This is a genomic window from Lichenicoccus roseus (genome assembly GCF_005844085.1).
Classification (GTDB): domain Bacteria; phylum Pseudomonadota; class Alphaproteobacteria; order Acetobacterales; family Acetobacteraceae; genus Lichenicoccus; species Lichenicoccus roseus.
Map to the genome: position 1 here is coordinate 488,339 of NZ_VCDI01000002.1, position 25,553 is coordinate 513,891.

Consider the following 25,553-nt stretch of genomic DNA (forward strand, 5'->3'; position numbering starts at 1 on the left):
TATGCCTGACGCAAGTGATACCGTATTGCGGGATGTCGTTTCTCATCCAGAAGCGATATTTGCCTTCGATAATTCCTACGCCCGGATGCCGTCGCGCTTTTTCGCCCGTGTCGATCCCACGCCGGTCTCGGCGCCGCGCCTGATCTGCCTCAACCGGGGACTGGCGATCGAACTGGGCGTCGATCCGGATCGCCTCGGCAACGCGGATGCGGTGCAGGTGCTGGCGGGAGCCACGGTGCCGGAAGGCGCCGAGCCGCTGGCGATGGCCTATGCCGGCCACCAGTTCGGCAATTTCGTGCCACAGCTCGGCGACGGCAGGGCGCTGCTGCTGGGCGAGGTGATCGGCCGCGATGGGGTGCGACGCGACATCCAGCTGAAGGGCTCCGGACCGACCCCGTTCTCGCGTCGTGGCGATGGCCGTGCCGCCCTCGGCCCGGCGCTGCGCGAGTTCATCGTCAGCGAGGCGATGGCGGCGCTCGGCATTCCCACCACGCGGTCGCTGGCGGTGGTGGCAACCGGCGAGACCGTCCGGCGCGAGCGTCCGTTGCAGGGCGCGGTGCTGACGAGGGTGGCCAGGAGCCACGTCCGGGTCGGCACGTTCCAGTTCTTCCGGGCCCGCGAGGATGTCGACGGCCTGCGCCTGCTGGCCGACCATGTCATCGCGCGACACTATCCGGAGGTCGCATCGTCGGATCCTGCGCCGCTTGGCACGCAGTATCGCGCCATGCTGGAGCAGGTGGTCGCCCGGACCGCAGCGCTGATCGCGCTCTGGCAGTCGGTCGGCTTCATCCACGGCGTCATGAACACCGACAACATGCAGGTCGCCGGCGAGACCATCGACTACGGGCCCTGCGCCTTCATGGACAGCTTCCATCCGGGCACGGTCTACAGCTCGATCGACGCCGGCGGTCGCTATGCCTATGGCAACCAGCCGCAGATCGGACACTGGAACATGGCGCGCCTGGCGGAAGCCATGCTGCCGCTGCTGGGCAGCGACCCGCAGGAAGCGGTCGATGCCGCCAACGCGGCCCTTGCGACCTTCCCAGACCGGTTCCAGGCGGCCTGGGACGCGGCATTCCGGCGCAAGCTCGGGCTGATGACCGGACAGGACACGGACCGGACGCTGGCGCATGACCTGCTGACCATCATGGCCGGGCAGGGTGCCGACTTCACCCTGACGTTCCGGCGCCTGTCCGACCTCGCGGCGCCCGGTGCCGGCGAGGAGGCGATGGCGGCGTTCCGCTCGCTGTTCGCGCAACCGATGGCCGTGGACGACTGGCTCGCCACCTGGCGACAGCGGACCGCGCAGGAAGCGGGTGAACCGATGGAGCGGCTGCGTGCGATGCGCAATGTCAACCCCGCCTTCATCCCGCGCAACCACCAGGTCGAGCACGCCCTGGTGGCTGCCGAGACCGGGACGACCGGGCCGCTCGAGGATCTTGTCGAGGTTCTCCGGCGACCGTTCGACAATCAGCCGGGCCGTGCGGCGTATGCACTGCCGCCGCGCCCGGAACAGGTCGTCGCGGCGACCTTCTGCGGGACCTGAGGAAGATACCTCAGGTCGCGATCAGGCCATCGCCATCAGCGGCCGTGGCCGCCGCCGAACCCACCATGGCCGCCGCCGCCGAACCCGCCTCCGTGAAACCCGCCATAGCCGCCACCGTAGCCACCGCGGTAGCCGCCATAACCACCACGGTAACCGCCATAGCCGCCACGGTAGCCGCCGTAGCCGAAACCGCGTCCGTAGAAGCCGCCATAGTAACCCAGGCCGTAGCCGAAATACGGAGCGCCCCATGTCCAGCCGCCGTAGTAGGCCGGATAACCATAGCCATAGTACGGATAGCCGTAACCGCCGCCGTAACCACCGTAGTAGTAGCCGGGGTAGCCATATCCATAGCCGTAGCCGTACGGCGTCACGGTGCACCCGGCAACGCCGAGGAGCGCTGCGGCGCCGAAGAGGCGTGACAGGCGTGCCGCCCGGCTGGCGACGCGGACCGGCGACAGGACGGAAGATGATGGTGACAACTGCTTCATTTCAATTCCGGCCAAGCTGATCGACAACGATGATCGCCTGACGGAATATGGTCCGGCAACGTAACGCGAACATTGCACCGGGTCTCACATCCCGGTGAACCGCTCCCGTGTCAACGGGTCGGGCTCCTGCAGACGCGAGGCAAGGGACGTCAGTTGCCGTGCAGGTAGCGGACGGTATCGACCAGACCGGCGATCGAGATCGGCGTCACCAGCATGCAGATCGCGAGGAGCACGATCAGCACGGTGACCAGGTTGTCGCTCGGACCGGCGCGCTCGCGCTTCTCACGCTTCGGCTCGAAATCGATCCCGTCGAAGGGCATGGCGGTGGAGGTCTCCCTGCGGCTCGATTGCCTTTCCTTCATCATATAGCGAATGCACGACAAAAGCTGCCTCTTCGCGCAGTCACGCCTTGAGGAAGTGTTAACCGCGCACCCCTAGCGTCGCAGCACGCGGCAGGGCCGGGGCGGGGAGCCATGATGCACGGCGAGGCGGACGCGGCGGCGACCCGGCGCGATCTGGCGCAGGCCCGCCATCTCGCCGCGAGCGGAGCGGACGATGCCGCCAGGGCCGCCTATCTCGACCTGCTGCGGACGCAGCCGACGCTGTGTCCGGCGCTGGTCGAACTCGGAGCGCTCGCCCTTGCCGGCGGCTACCGGTCCGCCGCCCGCACCGCCTGGCAACAGGCAGCGCTTCATCATCCGCACAATGCTGTGGCGCAGGCGGCCCTCGCCATCCTGCTGCTCGAGGATGGGGAGGTGGCGGCGGCCCGGGTGCATCTCGACCGCGCGCTGGCGGCGGACCCGGCATGCCGGCCGGCCCACGAGGCGATGGCGCAGCTGCTGGAGGCGGAAGGCGATCCGGCGGCGGCGGCACTGGCCCGTCATCGCGGCTTCGCAGGCCATGCGACGAGCCGGCGCCGCTATCGCGGGCCGGGCGACGGCATCGGCCTGCTGCTGCTGGTATGTGCGCGCGGCGGCAATGTCCCGGTGCGGCGCTGGATCGACGATCGTCGCTATGCGGTGACGACGCTCTGCCCCGAATATCATCCGGAGGGCAGCCCGCTGCCGCCGCATGCCCTGGTGGTGAACGCGATCGGCGACGCCGACCTGGGCGGGGTAGCCCTTGCCTGCGCCGAGCGGCTGCTGGCCGACGACCGGACGCCGGTGATCAACCAGCCGGCGCACGTGTGCCGCACCACGAGGCTGCACAACGCCGGCAGGCTGGCCGCGGTGCCGGGCGTGGTCACGCCGCGCATGCTCTGCCTGCCGCGCGCCCGGATCGCGGCGGCGGGGGTGCTCGGCTTTCCGCTGCTGCTCCGCGTGCCGGGGCTGCATACGGGGCGGCATTTCATCGAGGTCACGTCCGGGGCGGGCCTGGCGAAGGCGGCGGCGTCGCTGCCGGGCGACGAACTCCTCGCCATGGAGAGGCTCGATGCGCGCCGCCCCGACGGGCTCTGGCACAAGTATCGCGTCATGCTGATCGGCGGCGAACTGTACCCGCTGCACCTCGCCCTCAGCAGGCACTGGAAGGTGCACTACTTCACCGCGGCGATGGCGGAGGATGCGTGCTACCGCGAGGAGGAGCGCCGCTTCCTTGCCGACATGCAGGGTTGCCTCGGGGTGCGCGCGATGACGGCGCTGCGCGGCATCGCGGCGCAACTCGGCCTCGACTACGCCGGCATCGACTTTGCGATCGACGCCGGCGGATCGGTGCTGCTGTTCGAGGCCAATGCGACGATGGCGATCCATCCGCCGGATCCGGATCCGCGCTGGCACTATCGCCGTCCGGCGGTGGCCGAAGCCGTTGCCGCGGCCACGCGCATGCTGCGGACGTTCGAGGGCACCGACTAGAAGCGTTGCGTGATCCCGGCGAGGATGCTGCGGCGCAGTCCATATTGCGGCGCACCGACACCGACACCACTGCCGTCGCGAATGATGTAGCGGCGGTCGAGCAGGTTCAGCACGTCGAGCCGCAGGCTGGTGCCGCGCGTTGCCAGGCTCCCGAAGCTCTGCACGAAGGCGAGGTTGATGGTGTAGTAGCCCGGCAGCGCACGCCCGTTCGGAACCTCGCCGTCGGCGCGCAGGCCGGAGCCGACCACCAGGTCGGCGGAAGCGCGCAGCGGATGATCGGTTCGGTGGAACAGCGAACAGGCGGCGCCGCCCGATCCGGTCCAGCGCTGGTCATGATCGAGATGGATCCAGCGGTTGCTGATATAGGCCAGTTCGCCGGCGGTGAAGTCGAATTGCGATGAGACGATGTCCTTCCCGATGGCGCGCGACCAGGCGACGTTCGCATACAGCGACAGCGGTCCGCGATCGTAGGTCGTGCTGGCTTCGTAGCCGTGCACCTCGCCATGCGCGTAGTTGAACGCGGACAGGATGATCGGTGCGCCGAACTGGCCCTCGTCGATCAGGTTGGCGGCCTGCTTGTAGTAGGCATCGAGGCCGAGATGCAGGCCTTGCAGCACGATCTGGTCGACGCCGCCATCGAAGTAGTTGTCGCGCTCCGGCTGCACCCTGTCGTTCCGCAGCACCGACGCCGCGGCGCTGGTGTCGACGAAGCTGCCGATGCTGTTGCTGGTGACCTGCTCGAACGGCGGCGGCGTGAAGGTGCGCGAATAGCCGGCATGCACGGTGGTGGTCCAGGTCGGCCGCCATACCACGTTGACGCGCGGGCTGAGCTGGGTCGCGCTGACATATTCGCTGACGCCGTCGAAGCGGACGCCATAGTTGATGGTGAGCCGGGGCAGGATGCGCCATTCGTCCTGGATGTAGAGGCCGTAGACCATGCCGGTCTTGCCGGAGCCGTCGTCGATCGAGAGCGGCGTGCTGCCGAATACCGGATTGCCGGCGTCATCGGTACCGGTCTGCGGCGAGACGACGGAGTGCGTGCTCGAAACGTTGCGCTCCACGAAAACCTGTTCGCCGGCACGCAGCGTGTGGCTGTCGTCGATCCGCCAGCCTGCATCGGTCTGCGAGCCGGTCGACATCACGGAACGTGCCGCGGTCTGGCTGATGCCGTCGAACAGCAGGTCGCCGACCGCATCCGGCGAGTAGTACAGGCTGCTGTAGCGGGTGAAGACCGAACTCTGCAGGGTCAGGCTGCCGATCACCTTCTGCAGCGACAGGATGCCGAAATCGGTGATCTCCTTCTGGTGCTCGGCAAGGTTGCGGCTGTCGAAGCCGGTGATGCCGTCATAGGACAGGCCGAGCCCGGGGACCTGGCCGGGATTGTCGGGGATCTGGTACTCCGCATCGGACACGCCGGCCACCAGGCTGAGGCGCGTATCCGCATCGGCGGTAAAGGTCAGCTTCGCCAGGCCGTGGTACTGGTTGCTGAGGTCGTGGATGGGCTCGAAGGTGCTGGTCGGGTTCTCGATGCCGACGCGGGTGTGCAGGAAGTCCCCGGTGACGAACAGGTCCCAGCGCCCGGATGCGACGCCGTACGCCAATGAGGGCTGGAGATAGTCCCGTGCCCCGCCGTAGAGCGATACCTCGCCTCCGGGCGAGTTGCTGCCGCTCTTGACGTCGATATCGATGACGGCGGCATCAAGGAAACCATACTGGGCAGGAAGCGCCCCGGTGACCAGCGACAGGTCGTGTGCGAAGCGGGTCTCCAGGCTCTGGCCGAACACCGCCAGACCTTCCGGCAGCTGCACGCCGTCGAGACGGAACTGCACCTCGTTGTGGTCGCCGCGTACGTGGATCTGGCCGAAGCTGTCCTGCGCGACGCCGGGCGCCTGCAGCAGGACCTGGTTGAGCGGCGTGTTGTCGCCCTGCGGGATGGTGCGTAGCGCGGACGGGCCGAAGCGATAGACCTCGGCGCCGGTGTCGGACTGCAGCCCCGCCCGCGCCAAGTCGAGCCTGACGGTGATCTGCTCCGGCCGGTCCGGCAAGGTCGAGGCCACCACCGTATCCTGCGGCGTGGCACCCGGCGCCGTCTGTGCCCGTGCTCCGGGGCAGGCGACACCCGCGCAGGCGAACGGGATCAGCAGGAGAAGGGGTCGGACAGGAACACGCATCGGGCCGGGCAGTGCAACGTTATACTATAACGTTGTAGGTTCAATTCATCGAGGCTGTCCAGGACTCCCATGAGGGATGATCAGGCTCTTTCCTCGTCCGCGTCGGTTCCCATCGTCTGCATGAGCAGGGCCATGCGTGTCAGGCTCACATCGTAGAGCCTTGCGAGTTTCTTCCAGTGGCGAACCTCGACCGGCGCCGCACCTGCCTCGACTGCAGCGATCACGCTCGGCATGGAGAAGCCCAAGGCTACGGCTACCGCCTTCTGGGTAAGGCCGGCCCGCTGCCGCAGTCGCCTGAGGGTCTCGCCCAGCTGCACCGAGTTGCGGCCCACGGCATGGGGAACGGCCTTCGATCCGTCCGTTGCGCCGGCCTCCGGAAGTCTCACCTGGATCGTTTCGCCGACCTTGATCGCGGTGGTGAAGGAAAAGTCCCGTCCGAACACCAACGTCCAGCCGCACATCCAGGTGTCCGGCGCCGTCTCGAGCCAGAACTGGATCTCGTCATCCAGCTTCGGCTTGAGCGCGTTGCAGGTGTAGTAGTGGCCGTCCATCGGATACAGGCCCAGCTTCAGGTTCTTGCGACGGACCTGAAGGATATGTTTCGTCACGGCCCGATCCTCGTTTCCTCGAGCGCTCGATCGTTGCTGCGGTCGATCCGGTCGCGGCCGACGGGTTCATGCCGGAGGCCAGGCGATGGCATGCGGCCATCCACCGCAATCGAACCTGCCTTCGCTCGTCGCGCTGCATGCCGGGCGGCCGTCCGTGTGTCGTGCCCTTGACGTTTCTCCGGGAGGGCGTTGCCCATTGTGTAGCTCCGGGCTGCGCCTTCGGACCGCGCAGCAATCGCAGGTTCGTCAACCATCCGGTGGCTGACCAGGATGAGGGTATTGGCTACCGTGCTGGTTACGGCATTCTACCGTGAACCATATTAGACAGAATTACTTACTAAGCTGTCAAGCTTCAGTTCGGGAGCACGTCGAAGAACCATGCCGGTCGGAACCTCGAGACCGCTCGGGCTGCTGTTGCGGCGCGTCTATGACGTGTTCGTCGCAGGGACCTACGATGCGCTGGCGCTTGGAAGATACTGGGACATCCGGCCATCGCATGGCGCGGTGTTCCGTCATCTCGAGGACGGCGGCAGCCGTGTCAGCGTGATTGCGGCACGCGCCGGCATGACCAAGCAGAGCATGACCTACCTGGTCGAGGATCTCGCAGCCCTCGGCTATGTCGAACTGGCACCGGATCCGACCGACGGGCGGGCCCGCCTGATCCACCTGACGGCCAAGGGTCAGGCACTGTGGACCGAGATGATCCGGCTGAACGGGGAAGTCGAACAGCGGCTGCAGGGAAACCTGACGGCTACCGAAGTGGCGATGCTGCGTGACCTGCTGACCAGGCTGGTGAACGGCCTGGACAAGAAAGCGACCGCCGACCGCCCGATGCAGCCTTGACGCGACGGTGCTGTCGGTGATGCGCCAGCGTCCCGGGAAGCTAGCAACTCCCACGGTTACGCGAGGTTGAGCAGGGCCGCCTCCGGACCAGCCTGACGCCATGAGCCACCACACCCTGCTGCATCGATCCCTCGATCCATTGGTGGTGCGCCTGGCGTCTACCCCGATCACACCAGACCACGTGACGTCTGTGCGCCTCGCGACAGCGCTGGCGGCTGCGGTTGCCGTCGCCTATGGCGGACCCTGGCTGGATGTCGGCGCCGCCCTGCTTCTGGTGTCCTGCATCCTCGATCGCCTTGATGGAGCCCTGGCTCGCCACACGCGCCGCTTCAGCGTGATGGGATCGCGCTACGACCTCGTGTCCGACTGCTTCTCGACGATGGCGACGTTCATCGGCCTCGGCATCGGGACACGCGCGGCCCTCGTGCCTTCGCTGTCGCCGCTTCTCGGCCTGAGCGGAGCGCTTGGCGTGATCACCCTGTTCTGGCGCCTCAACGTCTCGCGTCCCGATCCGGATCCGGGACGGCGCCGGCCGTTCGATCCCGATGATGCCATGCTGCTTCTCCCGCTGGCGATCTGGTGCGGCTGGAGCGACATCGTGCTGTTGCTGGTCGGGACCTGCACGCCACTTGCCGCCGCCGTCGTCTGCTTCGCCGTTCGCCCGTCCGCGACCTTGGCAGGCAGCGAGGGGAATTAGCCACGAGGCTGGAAGGTAGCGACCGATGGCCTCGAAACGACCGGGTCCTGCTTGAGCGCGAGACCGACATTGTCGGTCACTGGCGACCGCTGGTGGAGGGGGTTGGATTCGAACCAACGTAGGCGTACGCCAGCGGATTTACAGTCCGCCCCCTTTAGCCACTCGGGCACCCCTCCGGTGGGAGGCGGACTAAGGCTGATCGCCTGGCGTGTCAATGTCGGTTTCGGGCCCGCCGAGCCCGGCCGGTGCTCCAGGCGCCGTGACGTCCCCGACGGTGCCCTCTATGCTCCCGCCGCATGCGATCCAGACCCCCTGCAGGACAGACCACCCGCCCGGCCAGCCCGCCCGCCGCCAAGGCAAGGCCGCCCGGTCCCCGATCGTCGCAAACCCAGCCCGACCGCGCCCATGCCGGTACGCATGGGGCCGCCCGGTCCGGTGCGGCACCGAGAGGCAGTGGCGGCGGTCTCTGGCTCTATGGCCTGCATCCGGTCGAGGCGGCGCTGCGCAATCCGCAGCGAAGGCTGCGCCGCCTGCTCCTGACCGAGGAGGCCGAGGCGACGCTGACGCAGCGCCTCGGCACCCGCAACGGTACGCCCTGGCCGCTGGCGGTGGAGCGCACCGATCGGGCGCGGCTCGACGCCCTGGTCGGGCGCGACGCGGTGCACCAGGGGGCCGCCCTGCAGGCCGATCCGCTGGCGTCTCCCACCCTGGAGGCGGCGCTGCAGCGTCCCGGTCCGGTGCTGGTGCTCGACCAGGTCAGCGATCCGCGCAACGTCGGCGCCATCCTGCGCTCGGCGTCGGCGTTCGGGGCGGCGGCGGTCGTGGTGCAGGATCGCAATGCGCCGGAGGAAACCGGGGCGCTCGCCAAGGCGGCATCCGGCGCGCTCGAGACCATGCCGCTGCTGCGCGCCGTCAATTTGTCGCGCACGCTGGTCGCCCTGAAGGCGGCCGGGCTCTGGGTAGTCGGCCTCGACGCCGGCGGTGGCGTGCTGGTGGGCGACGCCTTCCGCGAACGTCGCGTCGCCCTGGTGCTGGGCGCCGAGGGCGAGGGCCTGCGCCGGCTGACGCGCGAGACCTGCGACGAGATCGCCGGCCTGCACATGCCGGGCGGAATGGAAAGCCTGAACGTCTCCAACGCTGCCGCCGTAGCCCTCTACGAACTGATACGCCAGAGCCAGTCTGCCTGAACGGCACGAAAAAACCGCGCCGGGCTGGGCCAGGTCATGTCAGAGGCGCCCTTTGGGCGCCGCCCGGCGTGGCTGTATAGAACCGGAGCGGATCGGCCTCCTGGCCGTGAGTACCGGAAGCGCGGAAAGCCGCGTCGGATGACCGACATGGCCCAGCCCGGTGCGGTCTTTCAGATGATGTAGTCCAGGGGGGGTAGCGTCTGGTCCATGGTGAAGGCCGGCATCGACGAGTGCTTGGTGCCGACCCGACGGGCCGGGTTGCCGACCACCGTGGTGTAGGCCGGCACCGCCTCAAGCACGATGCTGCCGGCGCCTACCTTGGCGCCCTCGCCGATCTCGATGTTGCCGAGGATCTTGCAGCCGGCGCCGAGCAGCACCCCGCGGCGGATCTTGGGATGGCGGTCGCCCTCGTTCTTGCCGGTGCCGCCCAGGGTCACGCCCTGCAGCAGCGAGACGTCGTCCTCCAGCACCGAGGTCTCGCCGATCACGATGCCGGTGCCGTGGTCGATCAGGATGCGCCGGCCGAGCTTTGCCGCCGGATGGATGTCCAGGCCGAACGCCTCGGACACGCGGCTCTGCAGGTGCCGCGCGAGATGCCGGCGGTCGTTCGCCCACAGCCAGTGCGCCACCCGGTACGCCTGCAGCGACTGGAAGCCCTTGAAGAAGAGAAACGGCGTGGTGAGGTCGGGGCAGGCGGGATCGCGCTCCTTGATCGCCACCAGGTCGACGGCGGCGGCCTCCACGATCAGCGGGTCGGCGAGATGCGCCTCGGTGACCAGCTCCATCAGGGCGCGCGACGGCACGGCGCTGTCCGCCAGCTTGCGGCCGAGCAGGGCGGCGAGCGCCGACGAGAAGCTGCGATGCACACGCAGGTTCAGCTCGATCAGGCTGGCCATGATCGGGTCGTGGCAGGCCCCGGCCTCGTTGCGCAGGCGGTCCCAAAGCTGGTCGACGGCCACCGTGTCGGTGGTGGTGACGCTCATGTCCATGATGTGCTGTGGTCCGGCGCCTGCTGCGGTTCAAGAGAGAGTAGTGCGTGCACGGGCGTGTTGCGAATCGCGTGATCGTTGGCGCCCGGGCCAGGTCCTTGCTTTCCCCGTAGCGTCCTGTTTCAAGCCATAGCCTGGGCGACGAAGGCGCGCTTGAGCCGTGGCAGGCGGTGCACCGCGCCGATGCCGAGCCCGCGCGCCAGCCGCAGCGCCGGGTTGTCGGTGCTGAACAGTCGGTCGAGCACATCGGTGGCGGCCAGCATGGCGAGGTTGGCCGGTCGCCGCTGCGCCTGGTAGCGCGCCAGCAGGGCAGCCTCGCCGGGGTCGCGTCCGGCGGCGACAGCCTCGATCACCAACGCCGAAAGTGCAACGACATCGCGGAAGCCGAGGTTGAGGCCCTGCCCCGCGATCGGGTGGATGCCGTGCGCGGCATCGCCGATCAGGGCCAGCCGTCCGGCGACGTAGCGATGGGCGTGCAGCGCGCCAAGCCGGTAGGTCCAGCGCCGGCCTACCGGACGCACCGCACCGAGATGGTGGCCGAGGCGGCGCTGCAGTTCGCGGCCGAAGGCGGCGTCGTCGAGGCTGGCGAGCCGCGTCGCCGGTGCCTCGCGCTCGGTCCAGACGATCGCCGAGAGATGCTCCCCGGCCTCGCCACCCGACATCGGGAGCTGGGCAAAGGGCCCGCCGGGCAGGAAATGCTCCAGTGCGATGTTGCCGTGCGGCCGCTCGTGCGCCACCGCGCTGACGATGCCGGTCTGGCGATAGGCGAAGCGCGTAACCGGGATGCCGGCCTCGGCGCGCAGCCTGCTCTCGCGCCCCTCCGCCGCCACCACCAGCCGCGCCCGCAAGGTTGTGCCCGAGCTGGTGACGATGGTCGCGTGGGCCGGCCCGCGAACCACCCGCGCCTCGTCCGGCGCCTGCAGGCGCACCAGTGCGGAGGCATGCAGCGTGTCGTTCAACGCCACCCGCAGGCTGCGCGCCTCGGTCATCCAGCCGAACGGCTCGCCCGGCGCCGGCTGGTCGAAGTGCAGGAACAGCGGCGAGGCGGGCTGCCCGGGCCTGCCGTCCGACACCCGTATGCCCTCGATCGGACAGGACGGGCGCGGCAGCCGTTCCCAGACCCCGGCGGCTTCCAGCAGGCGGCGGGAACCGGCGGCGATGGCGTAGGCGCGGCCGTCGAAGTCCGGGTGCTCCATCGGCGGCAGCGCCGCGCGATCGATCACCGCGACCCGGACCCCGCCGGCCGCCAGCCGGCAGGCCAGCGTTGCCCCAACCGGTCCGGCGCCGACGATGCAGACGTCGACCTCTGCGTCCCGGACGTCGGTGGCCCCGGGTGGGCGATCGTGATCAGAAGCCATAGTGGGGCATGCCTAAAAATTGGGCGGTCGGAACGAACAGTGTGGCCGGTAAACAGGCCGGCCGGAACCCCGCGTGCCGCCCTGGGCATGGCGGGCGAGGCGGGCCGGCAGCCTGCGGGTTCCGGCCCTGCCGGGACCTCTGCTCTGGCACGATTTTTGGAACGGGCCCGTGTCAAACCGGCTCGTGTCCGGAAGGGCGGCAGCTCGGTCCGGTGGGGGCTGGGCGGGAACAGCCGAGGCATTGAGACCAAGGCAGAGTGAGGTGGGATGAAGCTCGTTACAGCAGTCATCAAGCCCTTCAAGCTCGACGACGTACGGGAAGCGCTGACGCCGTTGGGCGTGCAGGGGCTGACCGTGTCGGAGGTGAAGGGATTTGGTCGCCAGAAGGGACAGACCGAGATCTACCGGGGCGCGGAGTATCACGTCAGTTTCCTCCCCAAGGTGAAGATCGAGGTCGCGGTCACCGACGACATGGTGGACCAGGTCGTCGATGCAATCCTGCAATCGGCGCATACGGGCAAGATCGGCGACGGCAAGATCTTTGTCTCCGAGATCATCCGTGCCGTTCGCATCCGCACCCGTGAGACCGGAGACGACGCGCTGTGAGCATCATCCGCAACCGCCACGGCCTGTCCGTGGCCACCGCAGGCATCACCACGGCCGCCCTGGCCGCGCTGCTCTGCATGGCTGCCCCGGCGCTGGCCGCCGCCCCGGCCCCGCCGCCGCCGCCGCCCAAGATCGACACCGGCGACACCGCCTGGATGCTGACCAGCACCGCTCTGGTGCTGATGATGACGGTGCCGGGCCTGGCACTGTTCTACGCCGGCATGGTGCGCAAGAAGAACGTGCTCGCCACCCTGATGCAGGCCTTCACGATCTGCTGCCTGGTGACCATCACCTGGACCGTCATCGGCTACAGCCTGACCTTCACCACCGGCTCGCCCTACATCGGCGACCTGTCGCGCTTCATGCTGAACGGCATCGGCTCGAACATCACCAAGGGCTCGGACATCGGCTTCACGCTCGGGGCGGGCAGCTCGAACGCCACCGTGATGACGATCCCCGAGAGCGTCTACATGATGTTCCAGATGACGTTCGCGATCATCACCCCCGCTTTGATCGCCGGCGCCTTCGCCGACCGCATGAAGTTCAGCGCGATGTGCATCTTCATGGTGCTGTGGTCGCTCGTGGTCTACGCGCCGATCGCGCACTGGGTCTGGAGCCCGATCGGCTGGGTCGGCGCGTTCGGCGCCATCGACTTCGCCGGCGGCACCGTCGTGCATATCAACGCGGGCATCGCCGGCCTGATGTGCGCCCTGGTGCTCGGCAAGCGCCGTGGCTACGGCCATGACGACATGTCGCCGTACAACCTGACCTACGCGGTGATCGGCGCCTCGCTGCTCTGGGTCGGCTGGTTCGGCTTCAACGCCGGATCCGCGGTCGGCTCGAACGGCCGGGCAGGCATGGCGATGGCGGTCACCCAGATCGCGACCGCCGCGGCCGCGCTCGGCTGGATGGTCGCGGAGTGGATCGCCAAGGGCAAGCCGACCGTGCTGGGCGTGATCTCCGGCGCGGTGGCGGGTCTCGTCGCCATCACCCCGGCCTCGGGCTTCGTGCTGCCGGGCGCCTCGATCATCATCGGCGTCGCCGCCGGCGTGATCTGCTTCTGGACCTCCTCGACCCTCAAGCACATGCTCGGCTACGACGACAGCCTGGACTGCTTCGGCGTGCATGGCGTCGGCGGCATCGTCGGCGCGCTGCTCACCGGCGTGTTCGCCTACGGGCCGCTGTCTGCGACCGACGCGTCGCCGGCGGGAACCGTCGGCGGCATCGCGCAGCTGATCATCCAGGCGAAGGCGGTCTGCATCACCCTGATCTGGAGCGGCCTGCTGTCCTTCGTGCTGCTCAAGATCATCGACCTGACCATCGGCCTGCGCGTCACCGACGAGCAGGAACTCGAGGGCCTGGACATGACCCTGCACGGCGAGAGCATCCAGTAACCCGACCACACTCGAACCATCCGACGGCACGGGCGCTCCGCGAGGAGCGCCCGTTTCCGTTCACGGCCGCGGGCGCACCGTCACCGCATCACGAACATCCGGTCGGTCGAGTACGAGATCCACACCCGCTGCCCGGCCAGCCAGTCGGTGCCGAGCAGCATCTCGAACGGGCCGGGCAGCGGCGCCACGGTGAGCACCGGTCGCAGCTGGGTCTGGCCTGCGATGGCGAGCGAGGCGAAGCGGTGCCAGTGGTAGGTCTGCTCGCGCATGTCGATGCCGCTGGTGAGGCCTCCGGGATCCGCCGCCAGGCGCTCGGCACCCACCCCCACCGCCAGCGCCGTGCGCCCGTCCACGATGCGCGAGCGTGCGCCGGTATCGAGCAGGGCGGTGATGGAGTGGCCATCCAGGCTCGCCGGCAGCGACAGCAGCACGCCGTGGCGCTGCAGGGCGACGCTGCGGTATTGCCCGGACCAGGCCGGCGGCGGCGCGCAGGCGAGGGACAGCAGCGCGACCCGGTAGAGAGTGAGCGTCCCGTGCGGGATGTCGAAGTCGAGGTCGAAACGGCCCAGCACGTCGCCGCCGAGGAAGCCGATCACCGGCGGCGTCAGGTTCGGCGCGCCCGGCAGGTCGCCGACCGGCACCGCGACGTCGCCGAGCGGGAGCGGACCCAAGGCGAGGCGCGGCAATACGACCAGCGCGGCGGACAGGCTGCCGCCGGTGCCGTGCAGCCGGACCTGGCCGATGCCGGCCGCAGCCAGCCCGAACGCCGGCACCGCCTCCGGGCGCACCAGCCCGGCATCCGATCCGGTATCCAGCATCAATCGAACCGGCCGGCCGGCGATGGTGGCGGCGACCGACAGGAAGCCGCCATCGTCGCGCAGCTCCAGGCTCGCCACCGGATCACGCACGCAGATCGCGGCGCAGGCTGGGGCGGCAGGCGCCACCAGCGGGAGCAGGGCCGCCAGGGCGAGTGCGGCGTTCAGCCGCGTGCCGCGAACCGGTCGGTGGCGGCGATCAGCGCCGACAGGATGCCCGGTTCCGTCGTCGCATGACCGGCATCGTCGATCATGTGGAAGCGGGCGGCGGGCCAGGCGCGGTGCAGTTCCCAGGCGGTGCGTGCCGGGGTCGCCACGTCGTAGCGGCCCTGCACGATCTCGCACGGCAGGTGGGCGATGCGCGGCACGTCGCGCAGCAGCTGGCCCTCCTCGAGCCAGCCGCCATGCACGAAGTAGTGGTTCTCGATGCGGGCGAAGGCGAGGGCGTAGGTGTCGTCGGCGTGCTGCACGGCGAGGTCCGGGCTGGGGCGCAGGGTCAGCGTCTGGCCCTCCCACAGGCTCCAGGCACGCGCCGCCGCCAGCCGTGCCTCGGCGTCCGGGCCGGTCAGGCGGCGCCGGTAGGCCGCCATCATGTCGTGCCGCTCGGCCTCGGGGATCGGCGCCAGGAAGTGCTCCCACAGGTCGGGGAACAACCAGGAGGCGCCGTCCTGGTAGTACCAGAGCAGCTCGGCGCGTCGCAGTGTGAAGATGCCCCGCAGGATGAGGCCGGTGACGCGGTCGGGGTGCGCCTGCGCATAGGCCAGCGACAGCGCGCTACCCCACGAGCCGCCGAACACCAGCCAGCGCTCGATGCGCAGCATCTCGCGCAGGCGTTCGATGTCGGCGACAAGATGCCAGGTGGTGTTGTTGTCGAGCGAGGCATGCGGGGTCGACCGGCCGCAGCCGCGCTGGTCGAACAGCAGGATCCGGTAGCGCCCGGGGTCGAACAGTCGCCGCTGCATCGGCGAGCAGCCGGCGCCGGGACCGCCATGCACGAACACCACCGGGATGCCGTCCGGGTTGCCGCACAGCTCCCAGTAGATCGAATGACCCTCGCCGGTGTCGAGGTGGCCGCGCGCGTACGGCTCGACCGGCGGGTAGAAGCCGCGTGGCGGGGCGTCAGCCGGCATCGGGAACGTCCTTTATCGGTGGAACGGCCGCTCGCCTGCTGGCCCGTGGATGCGTCGTCTCCCACACCTTCATCAGGCGGGTCTCGTCGGCCAGGGTGTAGAGCTGGGTGGTGGACAGGCTGGCATGGCCGAGCAGCTCCTGGATGGCGCGCAGGTCGGCGCCGCCCGACATCAGGTGGGTGGCGAAGGAGTGCCGCAACGCGTGCGGCGTCGCATGTTCCGGCAGGCCTGCCAGCCGGCGATACGTCCGCAGGGTGCGCTGCGCCACCCCCGGGTCCAGCCGCGCGCCACGCACGCCGCAGAACAGCGGGCCCCCGGCGCCGGCTGCGGGATGCAGGGCCAGCAGGCGATGCAGCACCGCCAGCACCGCAGGCAGCAGCGGCACCAGGCGGGTACGGCCGCCCTTGCCGCGCACCCGCAACGGCGTGTCGGTGGTCGCCGGCACCATGCCGCAATCCAGCGCCAGCGCCTCGCCGATGCGCAGGCCGGCGCCGTACAGCAGGGTGAACAGCGCCTCGTCGCGCAGCGCCGCGAACCGGTTCGTGGCCTCGCCGGCGATCCCCGCCGGCAGCTCGAGCGCCTGCGCCACGGTCAGCGGCCTGGGCAGGCGCGGCTTCGGGCGCGGAGCGGCGAGCAGGCCGGGGGCGGCATTCTCGACCCCATGCCGGCGCGCCAGGTAGCGGAAGAAGGCGCGCAACGCCGAGGCCTCGCGCGCCCGGCTGCGGTTGTTGCCGTCCGGGCTGGAGCGCGGCCGGCGTCGCGCGGCGGCGGCGAGGCGGGTGGCTTCGGAGGCAAGCCAGGCGCGCAGGTCGGTGTGCGTGACGCTCGCCAGCGCCGCGAGGTCGGGCTCGGCGCCGAGATGCCGGGTCAGGAAGCCGAGGAAGCCCGCCAGGTCGTGGCGGTACGCCACCAGGGTGTTGGACGACGCACGCCTTTCGTCGCGCATCCAGGCGAGGAACCCATCGAGAGCCTCGGCGCCGCTCATCCCGGACGGCGTGCTCAGGAGACCGCGTCCCACAGCGCCTCGATGCGCGCGGCGAGCACGCGTCCGAGGAAGCCGAGTGCGGCAAACCCGGCGCCGTCGCGCTGGGCGTCGTTCAGGATGGTATCGTCACGCGCCGCCAGCGCCAGCAGCATCGGCGGCATGCCGGCCGCCGACACCCGCAGCAGCGCGTCGTGCTGCGCCAGCAGCCCGGCCTCGCCATGCAAGGCGAACCGGTCGTCGGGCCCGGCGCGCAGCACCACGTCGCGCCGGCCGAGCAGTTCGGCCACCGCACCCGGCGGCAGGCCGCGCGCCTGCAGGGAGGCGGGCGTGCCTCCCTCGCTGCACAGCAGGGCGGCGTCGATGCCGAGCAGCGCCGGCATGTCGTTCAGGATGCAGGCGGCAAGGTCATCGGTGCGCGCGAGGGCCAGGATGCATTCCTGCACCTGTCCGGCCAGGCCGGCGCCGGCCCGCAGCGCCCGCAGCATGCCGGCCGCCTGGGCATCGGCGCTTGCGGCCTGGCGGCGTGCCTCGTCCAGCATCGCCGCCATGTGGTCGGCCAGGATCTCGCCATGCACGCGTCGCGGCGGCGCCATCCGCTGGTACAGGTCGGACTGGCCGGCCAGCCATTCCGGGTTGTCGCGCAGGAAGCGTGCGACGGCGTCGGCGTCCGGCAGGTCGCGGTTCACGCAGGGTTCCGATTGCCGGGCGAACCGCCGGGCCGCAGGATGCGGGCCCGATCGTTCCCGCGTGACGCAATGCGGCCACGCCCGCCTGAAGAAGAGTTCCTGGTCATCACGAGCCCTAGGTTAGCCGCAGCGCCGCCGCACGAGAACAAAAAGCCGGAGCGGGTGGCAGGTTTGCTGGGCCAGGAGGAAGCCGGCGAGGCGCAGGTCACGGATGCTGCCAGGGTCAAGGTGCTGCTGCCCTACCCGTTCGCCGGCGCCTTCGACTATCTGGCCCCTCCGGAGCTGGCGCTGCAGCCCGGCGACGTCGTCATGGTGCCGCTCAACCGGCGCGCCGAGGTCGGCGTGGTGTGGGACGAGGATCCCGCGCTGCCGCCGGAGTTCCGTACCCCGCCGAGCCCGCCGGTGCCGGCGCATCGGCTGAAGCCGGTCAGCGCCGTGCTCGACGTGCCGCCCCTGCCGGTAGCCTCGCGCCGTTTCGTCGACTGGGTCGCCGGCTACACCCTGACGCCGCCCGGCCTGGTGATGGCGATGGCGCTCAGGCTCAACGCCTACGATCCGGTCCGCGCGGTCGTCGGCTGGCAGCGCGCGCCGTCGCCGCCGGAGGACGCCCGCATCACGCCGTCCCGGGCGAGGGTGCTGGCGGCGATGCCGGAGGGTGCCGCACCACGCGAGACCGCCGAGCTGGCCCGCGCCGCCGGCACCGGCGCCGGCGTGCTGCGCGGCATGGCGGAGGCCGGGCTGCTGGTGCAGGTGCCGATGCGGCGGGAGGCTGCGTTCCATCGCCCGGACCCGGCGCACCCGGACGCTGCGGTCCTGTCCGACGACCAGCAGGCCAATGCCGGAATGCTGCGCCGGGCCGTGCATGAGCGGCGCTTCTCGGTGACGCTGCTCGAGGGGGTGACCGGATCGGGCAAGACCGAGGTCTACCTGGAGGCGGTCGCGGCCTGCATCGCGGAGGGCCGGCAGGCGCTGGTGCTGCTGCCGGAGATCGCGCTGTCGTCGCAGTGGCTGGATCGCTTCACGCGCCGGTTCGGCACCCCGCCGGCGGTCTGGCATTCCGATCTCGGCTCGAAGCAGCGTCGCGCCGCCTGGCGTGCGGTGGCCGGCGGCGAGGCGTGGGTGGTGGTCGGCGCACGCTCGGCGTTGTTCCTGCCGTTCACCGACCTCGGGCTGATCGTGGTCGACGAGGAGCACGAGACCGCCTTCAAGCAGGAGGACGGCGTCACATACAATGCCCGCGACATGGCGGTGGTGCGGGCGCGGCTGTCGCAGGCGGCGATCCTGCTGGTCTCCGCCACCCCGAGCCTTGAGACGCTGACCAATGCCGAGGCCGGCCGCTACCGGCGCGTGACCCTTGCGGCGCGGCATGGCGGCGCCAGCATGCCATCGGTGGCGCCGATCGACATGCGCGATGCCCCGCCGGGGCGCGGGCTGTTCCTGTCGCCGGTGCTGAAGACGGCGATCGACGCCACCTTCGCCCGTGGCGAGCAGGCGATGCTGTTCCTGAACCGGCGCGGCTATGCCCCCCTGACGCTCTGCCGTGCCTGCGGCCACCGCGTGCAGTGCCCGAACTGCACCGCCTGGCTGGTCGAGCATCGCGCCCGGCGCATCCTGACCTGCCACCATTGCGGCCATACCGAGCCGGTTCCTCCGAAATGCCCCGCCTGCGGGGCAGAGGGCAGCCTGACCGCGATCGGCCCGGGGGTGGAGCGCATCACCGAGGAGGCGACGGCTGCGTTCCCCGAGGCGCGCATCCTGGTGATGGCGAGCGATACGCTGCCCGGGCCGCACGCGGCGGCGGAGGCGGTACGGCGGATCGCGGCACGCGAGGTGGACCTCATCATCGGCACCCAGATCGTCGCCAAGGGCTGGCACTTTCCGCATCTCACGCTGGTGGGGGTGGTGGATGCCGATCTCGGCCTCGCCGGCGGCGACCTGCGCGCGTCGGAGCGCACGGTGCAGCTGCTGCACCAGGTCGGTGGCCGGGCCGGGCGGGCGGAGGCGCCGGGGCAGGTGCTGCTGCAGACCTACACGCCGGAGCATCCAGTGATGCAGGCGCTGATCGCCAACGATTTCGCTTCCTTCATGCGGCGCGAGGCGGAGGCGCGCCGTCCGGGGCACTGGCCGCCGTTCGGCCGGCTGGCGGCGCTGATCGTGAGCGCCGACAGCGCCGAGGCCGCCGACGAGACCGCGCGCGCGCTGGGTCGGGCGGCGCCGCGTGGCGAGGCGGTGACGGTGCTGGGACCGGCGCCTGCTCCGCTGGCGATCCTGCGCGGGCGGCACCGGCGCCGTCTGTTGCTGCGCACCCGGCGCGAGGTGGCGGTGCAACCAATTCTGCGCGAGTGGCTGGCGCAGGTGCAGCCGGGACGCGGCGTGCGGGTCGACATCGATGTCGATCCGGTATCATTTCTGTAGGGATCGAAACGGAAGGATATCCGTCATGGCCGATCGCAGGAACGTCTCCGCCGGAACCGGGCCGGGAGGCGGGCACGAGAACGCCCTGCTCGCCCGCATCGGCCTGCCGACCGCCCTGTTCTGGGGCTTCGTCGGCACCCTGGTGTTCATGATCGGCGACGGCGTGGAGAGTGCCTACCTGTCGCCATTCCTGGTCCGGCGCGGCCTGGTCGAACACGACGTTGCAGTGCTGGTCACGGTCTATGGCGTGGCGGCGGCGATTTCCTCCTGGCTGTCCGGGGCTCTCGCCGACGTGATCGGGCCACGCCGGGTGATGATGGCGGGGCTCGCGATCTGGGTGGTGTTCCAGGTGCTGTTCCTGGCCATTGCGATCCCGTCGCACAGCTACGGCCTGATGCTGCTGTTCTACGGCTTGCGCGGCTTCGGCTACCCGCTGTTCGCGTTCGGCTTCCTGGTCTGGATCGTCATCACGGTGCATCCGAACCGGCTCGGCTCCGCGGTGGGCTGGTTCTGGTTCGCCTTCACCGGTGGACTGCCGACCCTGGGTTCGATCCTGGCGCGGGTGTCGATCCCGCTGATCGGCTCCTACAGCACGCTCTGGCTGGCCCTCGGCGTGGTGATCGCCGGCGGCCTGGTCGCGTTGCTCGGGGTGCGCGATCCGAGCGGCTCGGAGCGCCGCGCAGATGCCGGCGAGCATCCGGTCCGGGCGCTGTTCTCGAGCCTCGCCATCGTGCGCGCCCATCCCAAGGTCGGCATCGGCTGCATCGTGCGCGCGGTGAACACTGCCGCCGAGTTCGGCTTGCTGGTGATGCTGCCGATCTATTTCACCAAGGTGCTGCATTTCACCCTGAGCCAGTGGCTCGAAGTGACGGCATGCATCTTCACCAGCAACATCATCGGCAACCTGCTGTCCGGCATCGTCAGCGACTGGCTGACCTGGCGCCGGACCGTGATGCTGATCGGCGGATTGGGCTGCACGGTCAGCACCCTGCTGCTGTACTGGGTGCCGACGCATTACGGCCCCGACGGCATGCTGCTCACGTTGGCGGCGGGCGCGTTCTACGGGCTGACGCTGGCAGGATACGTGCCGCTGTCGGCGCTGATGCCGTATCTTGCGCCGGAGGACAAACCGGCGGCGATGTCGATGCTCAACCTCGGCGCCGGCGCCAGTGTCTGGATCGGCCCTGCAGTCGTTGCCCTGTTCCAGTCCAGGGTCGGCGTGTTCGGAGTGATGGCGATCTATGCCGGAATGTATCTGGGGAGCGCGGTCCTGGCCTGGTTCCTCACGCTTCCGGACGATGTGCAAAGGCAACTCGACGCCGACCGCGCGGCGGGGGCGGTGGTCGGGGGACACTGACCCGGGATCGGCCTGGCAGCAAGTCGCCATACTGAGCGTCGTGCGGCGATGCAGTCCGGCAATCCATACAATGCCCGAGCCGGCTCCGCTCGTTCATCCTGAGAATTTACATCGTATGCGGTGCGCGCGAAACCGTCCGTGCGCCGAGCGGCATGCCGAGGTTTCCCCGGGGTTGCGGGACACCATAATGTGCATCTACCCGTCATAGAACGTTAACAAAACTGTTGCAGCGCAACTCGGGTATCAACGACGATCGGCCGATGCCGGGCAAGTTCTCCTCGTTCACCGATCCACCCGTGTTCCTCCAGACCGGCTTCCGCACGAGCGGCACCTGGCTATGGAGCCGCTTCCGGATCGATCCGGCCGTGATGGCCTTCTACGAGCCGCTGAACGAGGTTCTGGCGACGCTCTCCATCGACCAACTCGAACGGATGCGGCCGCGTGACGCCGGATTGCACCATCCCGCACTCGACGAGCCGTATTTCGCGGAGTTCAGGCCGCTCCTGCAGGGAAACCCAGGCGGCGTCCGGCTATTCGACAAGGCTTTCGCCCTGCAGGGGTATTTCGATCCCCCCGCCGTCCCGAACCGGAAACTGCAGAGGTATCTGCAGGGTCTGATCGATCTGGCGAACGAGAAGGAGCGGCAACCGGTCCTCAAGTTCACCCGCGCGCTCGGACGTGCTGCGTGGCTGCGGCGGTATTTTCCCGCGGCCATACAGATCATGCTTCGCCGGTGTCCGATGGAACAGTTCCACTCCGGCTGGCGCCTGCACCAGGAAACCGGAAACCCCACTTTCCTCATGATACCGCTCTACGCGCTGAGCCGCGCCGAGCGCGGTCCGTTGCGGAGGCTGTGCGGCCTCCTGGACATCCCCCACATCCCGAGTGACATCGGCCTGGGGGAGTGCGTAGGCCACTACAATGACCTCGCCCGCAAGCTGGAGATACAGACGCTGATCGCAGCCTTCCTGGCGATGCAACTGGTGGCGGAGAGTTTGTGCGAACCTCATGTCGATCTCGTCATAGAGGCTTCATGCCTCGAGACCGCACCCATGCGAAGGCTTCTCGAACGCTCGATCCAGGACATCACCGGCTTTGATATCGACCTCTCGGGCTTCGTTCCTGTCCGGTCGAACGCTCCGGTCCGGCTTCCGGCCGGGACCGAGGATATATGCCGGCAGATCTGCATGATCCTGAAGGCCGAACACCCTGCCGCCGCACGTCGCCTGCGCGACATGATCGACGTACCCCACCGGATGCAGGATCGCCCGCCGTCGCAGGCCCGGGCTGAACTCTCGACCGGCGCGGTGACCGGCGCCTCCTTCTAGTCGTCGTCGGCCTTCATGATGTCCGGGAAATCCTCCCAGACCGCGGACGATGCTCCGGCCCTTGGGTGGGATGCCATCGACTGCTGCAGCATGGAATCGACGACGGCAACGAAATCCTCGGCCCTGCGGTCCCAGTCGTAGACCGTGGCGACCCGGTGCTCCAGTGACGACGCTGCGCGCCGGTCGATCTCACCGGCAAGCCAGGCGCTGGCGACCAGCACGCTATTGGTGGTCGCAATGCCGAATTCGCGGTGCGCCGGGATGTCGGAGCCGAGCGTCGGCAATCCCATCGCCAGCGCCTGGGATATGCCGAGATTGTAGCCCTCCCATCGGGAGAATCCCATGTAGGCGTCGGCCGCCTTGTAGAGATCGGCGAGGTCCGCGTCCGGAAGATTGGGAAACACCGTGAAGCCGAGCCGCTCCGCCTGCTCGACGTCGGTCGGCGTGCCGGCGCCGGCAAGCGCCCAGACCAGCCGCTTCGAGTGGTCCGGATAGAGATAGGGAAACTCGCGCAGGATCATGGAGATCTTGTCGAGGCCCTTGTAGACCCGCTCGTTTTCGTGGAAGCGGCAGACGGTGAGGATCACGAAGCAATCCTCCCAGCCCCGGCCCGCACGGATGCGCGCGCGGTCCGGCCGCAGCTCTTCCGTCCATGATGGCAGATGCGAGTTGCCGAGGCCGACCACGATCGCATCCTTGTTCAGCGTCTCGTCCTTCACCGCCTGCGAGATGGTGGCGATCGTGGTGGTGAGCGCCGCCGCCGCCCGCTTCTGGTAGCCGACATTGATGAGGTAGGAACGGGTCGGCTCCGGGAAGAACTCCGCCGCCGGTTCGCCGTAGTCGTAGGCAAGCACCGGGATGTGGCCGCCGATCAGTACCGGCACCTCGAAGAAGGGCGGCGTGTGCGCCACGACAAGCGACACGTCGCTCCTGAAGGCGTAGACGGCGGCATCAAGCGCCGAGCCGAGGATCGCGCGCTCGCATCCCGGGAAGCTCATCTCGTTGTCGGCGGCCGGACCCCCGATGATGACCTCGTAGCCGGCCTGCACCAGCTTGCGCGCATGCTGCTGGATCACCACCGGCACGCCGAAACCGACTTTCCAGACCACGCTGAGCAGCAGGATGCGCGGCCGCGGTCCGGCCGGGCGGGACCAGGGGCGTCGCACCCGCGGCGGCTCCGCCAGATCGACCGCCTTGTCGACCGAGAGGTTCGGACTGTACGCCGGATCGTCATGGAAGAACCGGCGCGCATTCCGCCGTGTGTAGTGCCCTTCGCTGAAGTAGCGGACGTAGTGCGCCGCGGTGTTGTCCAGTTCCCGGGTCTTGGACTCGTCGTGGATCAGCAGCGGATCGGCGATATAGATGTTGCGAAGCCCGGCGGCGAGGCATTCCAGGCAGGTCTTCACGTCGTTCCAGGTGATGCGCAGGATCGGATCGAAGCCGCCGACCTGGTGGAACGCCTGGCTGCGGATCGCGATGCACGCGCCGGTCACCAGCGAGATCTCCCGCGTATGGTCGATCCGCCCGACATCCTCCGGCCGCAGGAAGCTCAGCAGATGCTGCACCGTGCCCATGCTGGCGCCGGCGACGCAGCCACCATGCTGGATGGTGCCGTCCGGGAACAGCAGCTTCGCGCCGACCACGCCGACGCCCGGCTGCCGCGCATGGCCCACGAGCTTGCTGAGCCAGGCCGGATCATGGACCAGCGTGTCGTTGTTCAGGAAGACCAGTATGTCTCCCGTCGCGGCCGCCGCGCCGACGTTGTTGATCTCGGCGAAGTTGAAGGGGTGGGGATAGCGGACGACGGAGATACGCGGACGCCGGGCAATCTCCTCGAGGTAGGCGAAGGTTTCCGGCCTGGTCGAGTTGTTGTCTATGACGATGATCTCGACGAGTTCGAGGTCGTAGGCCGTCCTGTCCAGGATGCTGTCGATGCAGGGCTTGAGATGGTCGAGCCCGTCGCGCGTCGGGATGATGATCGAGACCGACGGCCCGGTGTCGGCGAACGACGGCAGGTCATGCTCGGCTCTGGCCGGCCTGCCGGCAACGTGGAACAGCAGGAACGGCAGATGCTCGATGCGGCGGTCGGCTTCCGGGATGTCGAGAACCAGGCGTGCGACCAGCCTGTCGAAGTCGGCGAGCGTCAGCGTCGGTAGCGCTGCCGCCTCGGCGGACGTGATCGGCACCGCGCGCGAGATAAGCAGGCAATTGCCGACATAGTTGTAGCGCGCCAGGTATTCCGGCGAGAACTGCGGCTTGAACTGCGGCTCGCAGCGGCTGCCATCGTCACGGACGTGATCGTTATCCGAATAGACGATGGACGCCCCGGTCCGGGCCGCTGCCTCCAGGAACATGTAGGCGGAGAGGCTGTTCAGCAGGCACGGCTCGAAGCAGAGCAGAGTGTATCCGACCTGCGCGCGCGCCGCCTCGATCTCTTCCGCGCTCGATACGACCGAGACCCTTGCATCTTCGGCGACGGCGGAGCGCAGGAGCTCCGCATCGGCCGGGTCCAGGTCGGGCGGGATCACGATCGCGGCGCGCCATCCCGCATGGATCTGCGCCTGCCAGGACGCGACCATGGCGGTTATCGACGCCACGCCGGAGGCGGGGATCACCGCCAGGATCAGCAGCTCCGGCAGGTCGAGCGACGCCAGGTGCCGCCGGGCCGCCGCAACCTCGTGATCCTGCAGCAGGCTGTAGCGCTCGAGCCACGCCGCATACTCCTCGTCGGAAATCACCTTGAGCTGATCGGCGGCGGGCGGCGCCTCCGGCTCCGGGGCGGGATCGGCGGCGACCTCGATCGCCTCCGGCGCGGGAACGCTGGCCGGCTCCGGAGGCGGAAGCGACTCGATGAGCCATTGCCGCAGGCCGACCAGGCCCCGGCGGGTGGTGACGAACCAGATCTTGCCGGCGACCCGCCGCGGGCTGGGTTCCTGCCGGTAGATCGCAGGCAGCGTGGACAGGCCCATGCGAAGCAGATGGATCCGTCGCCTGGTCTTCTCCAAGGTCATCGAATACCTCCGCTGGCCGTCGTCGCAGCCGTCCTGTCGCTCAACCGCAAACCCGTGCCAGGACAGGCTGCAGCCTGTGCTCCAGTGTA

At 69.2% G+C, this 25,553-nt stretch carries 21 protein-coding genes and 1 tRNA gene; 10 read left to right on the forward strand and 12 right to left on the reverse strand.

Annotated features, from left to right (window positions below; all coding sequences use genetic code 11):
- Nucleotide 1: 1 nt before the first annotated feature.
- A complete protein-coding gene (locus tag FE263_RS07635) occupies nucleotides 2-1,546 on the forward strand; it encodes a protein adenylyltransferase SelO (protein ID WP_138325355.1) in 1,545 nt (514 codons plus the stop codon).
- Nucleotides 1,547-1,581: 35 nt separating this feature from the next.
- Here FE263_RS07635 and FE263_RS22790 read toward each other — a convergent pair whose 3' ends face one another.
- Together FE263_RS22790 and FE263_RS22045 are read right to left on the reverse strand one after the other, a co-directional pair.
- A complete protein-coding gene (locus tag FE263_RS22790) occupies nucleotides 1,582-2,034 on the reverse strand; it encodes a hypothetical protein (protein ID WP_205880303.1) in 453 nt (150 codons plus the stop codon).
- 149 nt (nucleotides 2,035-2,183) lie between these two features.
- Complete coding sequence (locus FE263_RS22045) at nucleotides 2,184-2,354, reverse strand: hypothetical protein (protein ID WP_171033991.1); 171 nt, start codon at nucleotides 2,352-2,354, stop codon at nucleotides 2,184-2,186.
- 153 nt (nucleotides 2,355-2,507) lie between these two features.
- Here FE263_RS22045 and FE263_RS07645 point away from each other — a divergent pair, with 153 nt between their 5' ends.
- Nucleotides 2,508-3,884 carry a hypothetical protein gene (locus tag FE263_RS07645; RefSeq protein ID WP_138325356.1) on the forward strand — a complete coding sequence of 459 codons (1,377 nt, stop codon included), beginning with the start codon at nucleotides 2,508-2,510 and terminating at the stop codon, nucleotides 3,882-3,884.
- On the opposite strand, the gene FE263_RS07650 is transcribed toward FE263_RS07645, so the two are convergent.
- The gene (locus tag FE263_RS07650; RefSeq protein ID WP_138325357.1) at nucleotides 3,881-6,055 is read right to left on the reverse strand and encodes a TonB-dependent receptor; all 2,175 of its coding nucleotides are present in this window, start codon (nucleotides 6,053-6,055) and stop codon (nucleotides 3,881-3,883) included. The genes FE263_RS07645 and FE263_RS07650 overlap by 4 nt on opposite strands.
- Before the next feature lie 80 nt (nucleotides 6,056-6,135).
- Nucleotides 6,136-6,663 carry a helix-turn-helix domain-containing protein gene (locus tag FE263_RS07655; protein ID WP_205880304.1) on the reverse strand — a complete coding sequence of 176 codons (528 nt, stop codon included), beginning with the start codon at nucleotides 6,661-6,663 and terminating at the stop codon, nucleotides 6,136-6,138.
- Nucleotides 6,664-7,041: 378 nt separating this feature from the next.
- Between FE263_RS07655 and FE263_RS07660 the strand changes: the two genes are divergently transcribed.
- Complete coding sequence (locus tag FE263_RS07660) at nucleotides 7,042-7,506, forward strand: MarR family winged helix-turn-helix transcriptional regulator (RefSeq protein WP_138325358.1); 465 nt, start codon at nucleotides 7,042-7,044, stop codon at nucleotides 7,504-7,506.
- A gap of 100 nt (nucleotides 7,507-7,606) precedes the next feature.
- Nucleotides 7,607-8,203, forward strand: a complete 597-nt coding sequence (locus tag FE263_RS07665; RefSeq protein ID WP_138325359.1) for a CDP-alcohol phosphatidyltransferase family protein — start codon at nucleotides 7,607-7,609, stop codon at nucleotides 8,201-8,203.
- 90 nt (nucleotides 8,204-8,293) lie between these two features.
- Here FE263_RS07665 and FE263_RS07670 read toward each other — a convergent pair.
- Nucleotides 8,294-8,379 (reverse strand) — tRNA-Tyr (locus FE263_RS07670).
- Between the two features lie 120 nt (nucleotides 8,380-8,499).
- On the opposite strand from FE263_RS07670, the gene FE263_RS07675 reads away from it, so the two are divergent.
- Nucleotides 8,500-9,390 (forward strand): TrmH family RNA methyltransferase, encoded by an 891-nt coding sequence (locus FE263_RS07675; protein WP_138325360.1) that lies wholly within the window; start codon nucleotides 8,500-8,502, stop codon nucleotides 9,388-9,390.
- A gap of 170 nt (nucleotides 9,391-9,560) precedes the next feature.
- On the opposite strand, the gene cysE is transcribed toward FE263_RS07675, so the two are convergent.
- Nucleotides 9,561-10,373 (reverse strand): serine O-acetyltransferase, encoded by an 813-nt coding sequence (cysE, locus tag FE263_RS07680; RefSeq protein ID WP_240759185.1) that lies wholly within the window; start codon nucleotides 10,371-10,373, stop codon nucleotides 9,561-9,563.
- Nucleotides 10,374-10,501: 128 nt separating this feature from the next.
- On the reverse strand, nucleotides 10,502-11,737 hold the full coding sequence (locus FE263_RS07685) for a UbiH/UbiF/VisC/COQ6 family ubiquinone biosynthesis hydroxylase (protein ID WP_138325362.1): 1,236 nt from the start codon (nucleotides 11,735-11,737) through the stop codon (nucleotides 10,502-10,504).
- 267 nt (nucleotides 11,738-12,004) lie between these two features.
- Here FE263_RS07685 and FE263_RS07690 point away from each other — a divergent pair, with 267 nt between their 5' ends.
- Together FE263_RS07690 and FE263_RS07695 are read left to right on the forward strand one after the other, a co-directional pair.
- Nucleotides 12,005-12,343, forward strand: coding sequence for a P-II family nitrogen regulator (locus tag FE263_RS07690; RefSeq protein WP_138325363.1), 339 nt, complete (start codon nucleotides 12,005-12,007; stop codon nucleotides 12,341-12,343).
- Between the two features lie 77 nt (nucleotides 12,344-12,420).
- A complete protein-coding gene (locus FE263_RS07695) occupies nucleotides 12,421-13,737 on the forward strand; it encodes an ammonium transporter (RefSeq protein ID WP_138325704.1) in 1,317 nt (438 codons plus the stop codon).
- Between the two features lie 80 nt (nucleotides 13,738-13,817).
- On the opposite strand, the gene FE263_RS07700 is transcribed toward FE263_RS07695, so the two are convergent.
- Genes FE263_RS07700 through FE263_RS07715 form a run of 4 tightly spaced genes read right to left on the reverse strand, consistent with a single transcriptional unit; the run spans nucleotide 13,818 to nucleotide 17,353 of the window.
- Nucleotides 13,818-14,681, reverse strand: coding sequence for an aspartyl protease family protein (locus FE263_RS07700; RefSeq protein WP_240759187.1), 864 nt, complete (start codon nucleotides 14,679-14,681; stop codon nucleotides 13,818-13,820).
- A gap of 35 nt (nucleotides 14,682-14,716) precedes the next feature.
- Nucleotides 14,717-15,682, reverse strand: a complete 966-nt coding sequence (pip, locus tag FE263_RS07705) for a prolyl aminopeptidase (RefSeq protein ID WP_138325364.1) — start codon at nucleotides 15,680-15,682, stop codon at nucleotides 14,717-14,719.
- Nucleotides 15,672-16,667, reverse strand: a complete 996-nt coding sequence (locus FE263_RS07710; RefSeq protein WP_138325365.1) for a tyrosine recombinase XerC — start codon at nucleotides 16,665-16,667, stop codon at nucleotides 15,672-15,674. Before FE263_RS07710 ends, pip begins: the two co-directional genes overlap by 11 nt.
- Nucleotides 16,668-16,681: 14 nt before the next feature.
- Nucleotides 16,682-17,353 (reverse strand): hypothetical protein, encoded by a 672-nt coding sequence (locus tag FE263_RS07715; protein ID WP_138325366.1) that lies wholly within the window; start codon nucleotides 17,351-17,353, stop codon nucleotides 16,682-16,684.
- Between the two features lie 69 nt (nucleotides 17,354-17,422).
- Between FE263_RS07715 and FE263_RS07720 the strand changes: the two genes are divergently transcribed.
- From FE263_RS07720 to FE263_RS07730, 3 genes are all read left to right on the forward strand, one after another.
- Nucleotides 17,423-19,768, forward strand: coding sequence for a primosomal protein N' (locus tag FE263_RS07720; RefSeq protein ID WP_138325706.1), 2,346 nt, complete (start codon nucleotides 17,423-17,425; stop codon nucleotides 19,766-19,768).
- A gap of 25 nt (nucleotides 19,769-19,793) precedes the next feature.
- The gene (locus FE263_RS07725) at nucleotides 19,794-21,125 is read left to right on the forward strand and encodes an MFS transporter (protein ID WP_138325367.1); all 1,332 of its coding nucleotides are present in this window, start codon (nucleotides 19,794-19,796) and stop codon (nucleotides 21,123-21,125) included.
- Nucleotides 21,126-21,385: 260 nt separating this feature from the next.
- A complete protein-coding gene (locus FE263_RS07730; protein WP_138325368.1) occupies nucleotides 21,386-22,453 on the forward strand; it encodes a hypothetical protein in 1,068 nt (355 codons plus the stop codon).
- Here the strand turns inward: FE263_RS07730 and FE263_RS07735 are convergent.
- Entirely contained in the window at nucleotides 22,450-25,464 is a 3,015-nt protein-coding gene (locus FE263_RS07735) for a glycosyltransferase (RefSeq protein WP_138325369.1), read from the reverse strand. The two genes, FE263_RS07730 and FE263_RS07735, sit on opposite strands and share 4 nt — an antisense overlap.
- Nucleotides 25,465-25,553: the final 89 nt, after the last annotated feature.

Coding starts and splice junctions, on each gene's coding strand:
- cysE (WP_240759185.1), bottom strand. CDS start 10,373: ATGAGCGTCACCACCACCGACACGGTGGCCGTCGACCAGCTTTGGGAC.
- pip (WP_138325364.1), bottom strand. CDS start 15,682: ATGCCGGCTGACGCCCCGCCACGCGGCTTCTACCCGCCGGTCGAGCCG.
- FE263_RS07685 (WP_138325362.1), bottom strand. CDS start 11,737: ATGGCTTCTGATCACGATCGCCCACCCGGGGCCACCGACGTCCGGGAC.
- FE263_RS07735 (WP_138325369.1), bottom strand. CDS start 25,464: ATGACCTTGGAGAAGACCAGGCGACGGATCCATCTGCTTCGCATGGGC.
- FE263_RS22045 (WP_171033991.1), bottom strand. CDS start 2,354: ATGCCCTTCGACGGGATCGATTTCGAGCCGAAGCGTGAGAAGCGCGAG.
- FE263_RS07665 (WP_138325359.1), top strand. CDS start 7,607: ATGAGCCACCACACCCTGCTGCATCGATCCCTCGATCCATTGGTGGTG.
- FE263_RS07725 (WP_138325367.1), top strand. CDS start 19,794: ATGGCCGATCGCAGGAACGTCTCCGCCGGAACCGGGCCGGGAGGCGGG.
- FE263_RS07730 (WP_138325368.1), top strand. CDS start 21,386: ATGCCGGGCAAGTTCTCCTCGTTCACCGATCCACCCGTGTTCCTCCAG.
- FE263_RS07675 (WP_138325360.1), top strand. CDS start 8,500: ATGCGATCCAGACCCCCTGCAGGACAGACCACCCGCCCGGCCAGCCCG.
- FE263_RS07660 (WP_138325358.1), top strand. CDS start 7,042: ATGCCGGTCGGAACCTCGAGACCGCTCGGGCTGCTGTTGCGGCGCGTC.
- FE263_RS07650 (WP_138325357.1), bottom strand. CDS start 6,055: ATGCGTGTTCCTGTCCGACCCCTTCTCCTGCTGATCCCGTTCGCCTGC.
- FE263_RS07635 (WP_138325355.1), top strand. CDS start 2: ATGCCTGACGCAAGTGATACCGTATTGCGGGATGTCGTTTCTCATCCA.
- FE263_RS22790 (WP_205880303.1), bottom strand. CDS start 2,034: ATGAAGCAGTTGTCACCATCATCTTCCGTCCTGTCGCCGGTCCGCGTC.
- FE263_RS07695 (WP_138325704.1), top strand. CDS start 12,421: ATGGCTGCCCCGGCGCTGGCCGCCGCCCCGGCCCCGCCGCCGCCGCCG.
- FE263_RS07645 (WP_138325356.1), top strand. CDS start 2,508: ATGATGCACGGCGAGGCGGACGCGGCGGCGACCCGGCGCGATCTGGCG.
- FE263_RS07720 (WP_138325706.1), top strand. CDS start 17,423: ATGCGGCCACGCCCGCCTGAAGAAGAGTTCCTGGTCATCACGAGCCCT.
- FE263_RS07710 (WP_138325365.1), bottom strand. CDS start 16,667: ATGAGCGGCGCCGAGGCTCTCGATGGGTTCCTCGCCTGGATGCGCGAC.
- FE263_RS07690 (WP_138325363.1), top strand. CDS start 12,005: ATGAAGCTCGTTACAGCAGTCATCAAGCCCTTCAAGCTCGACGACGTA.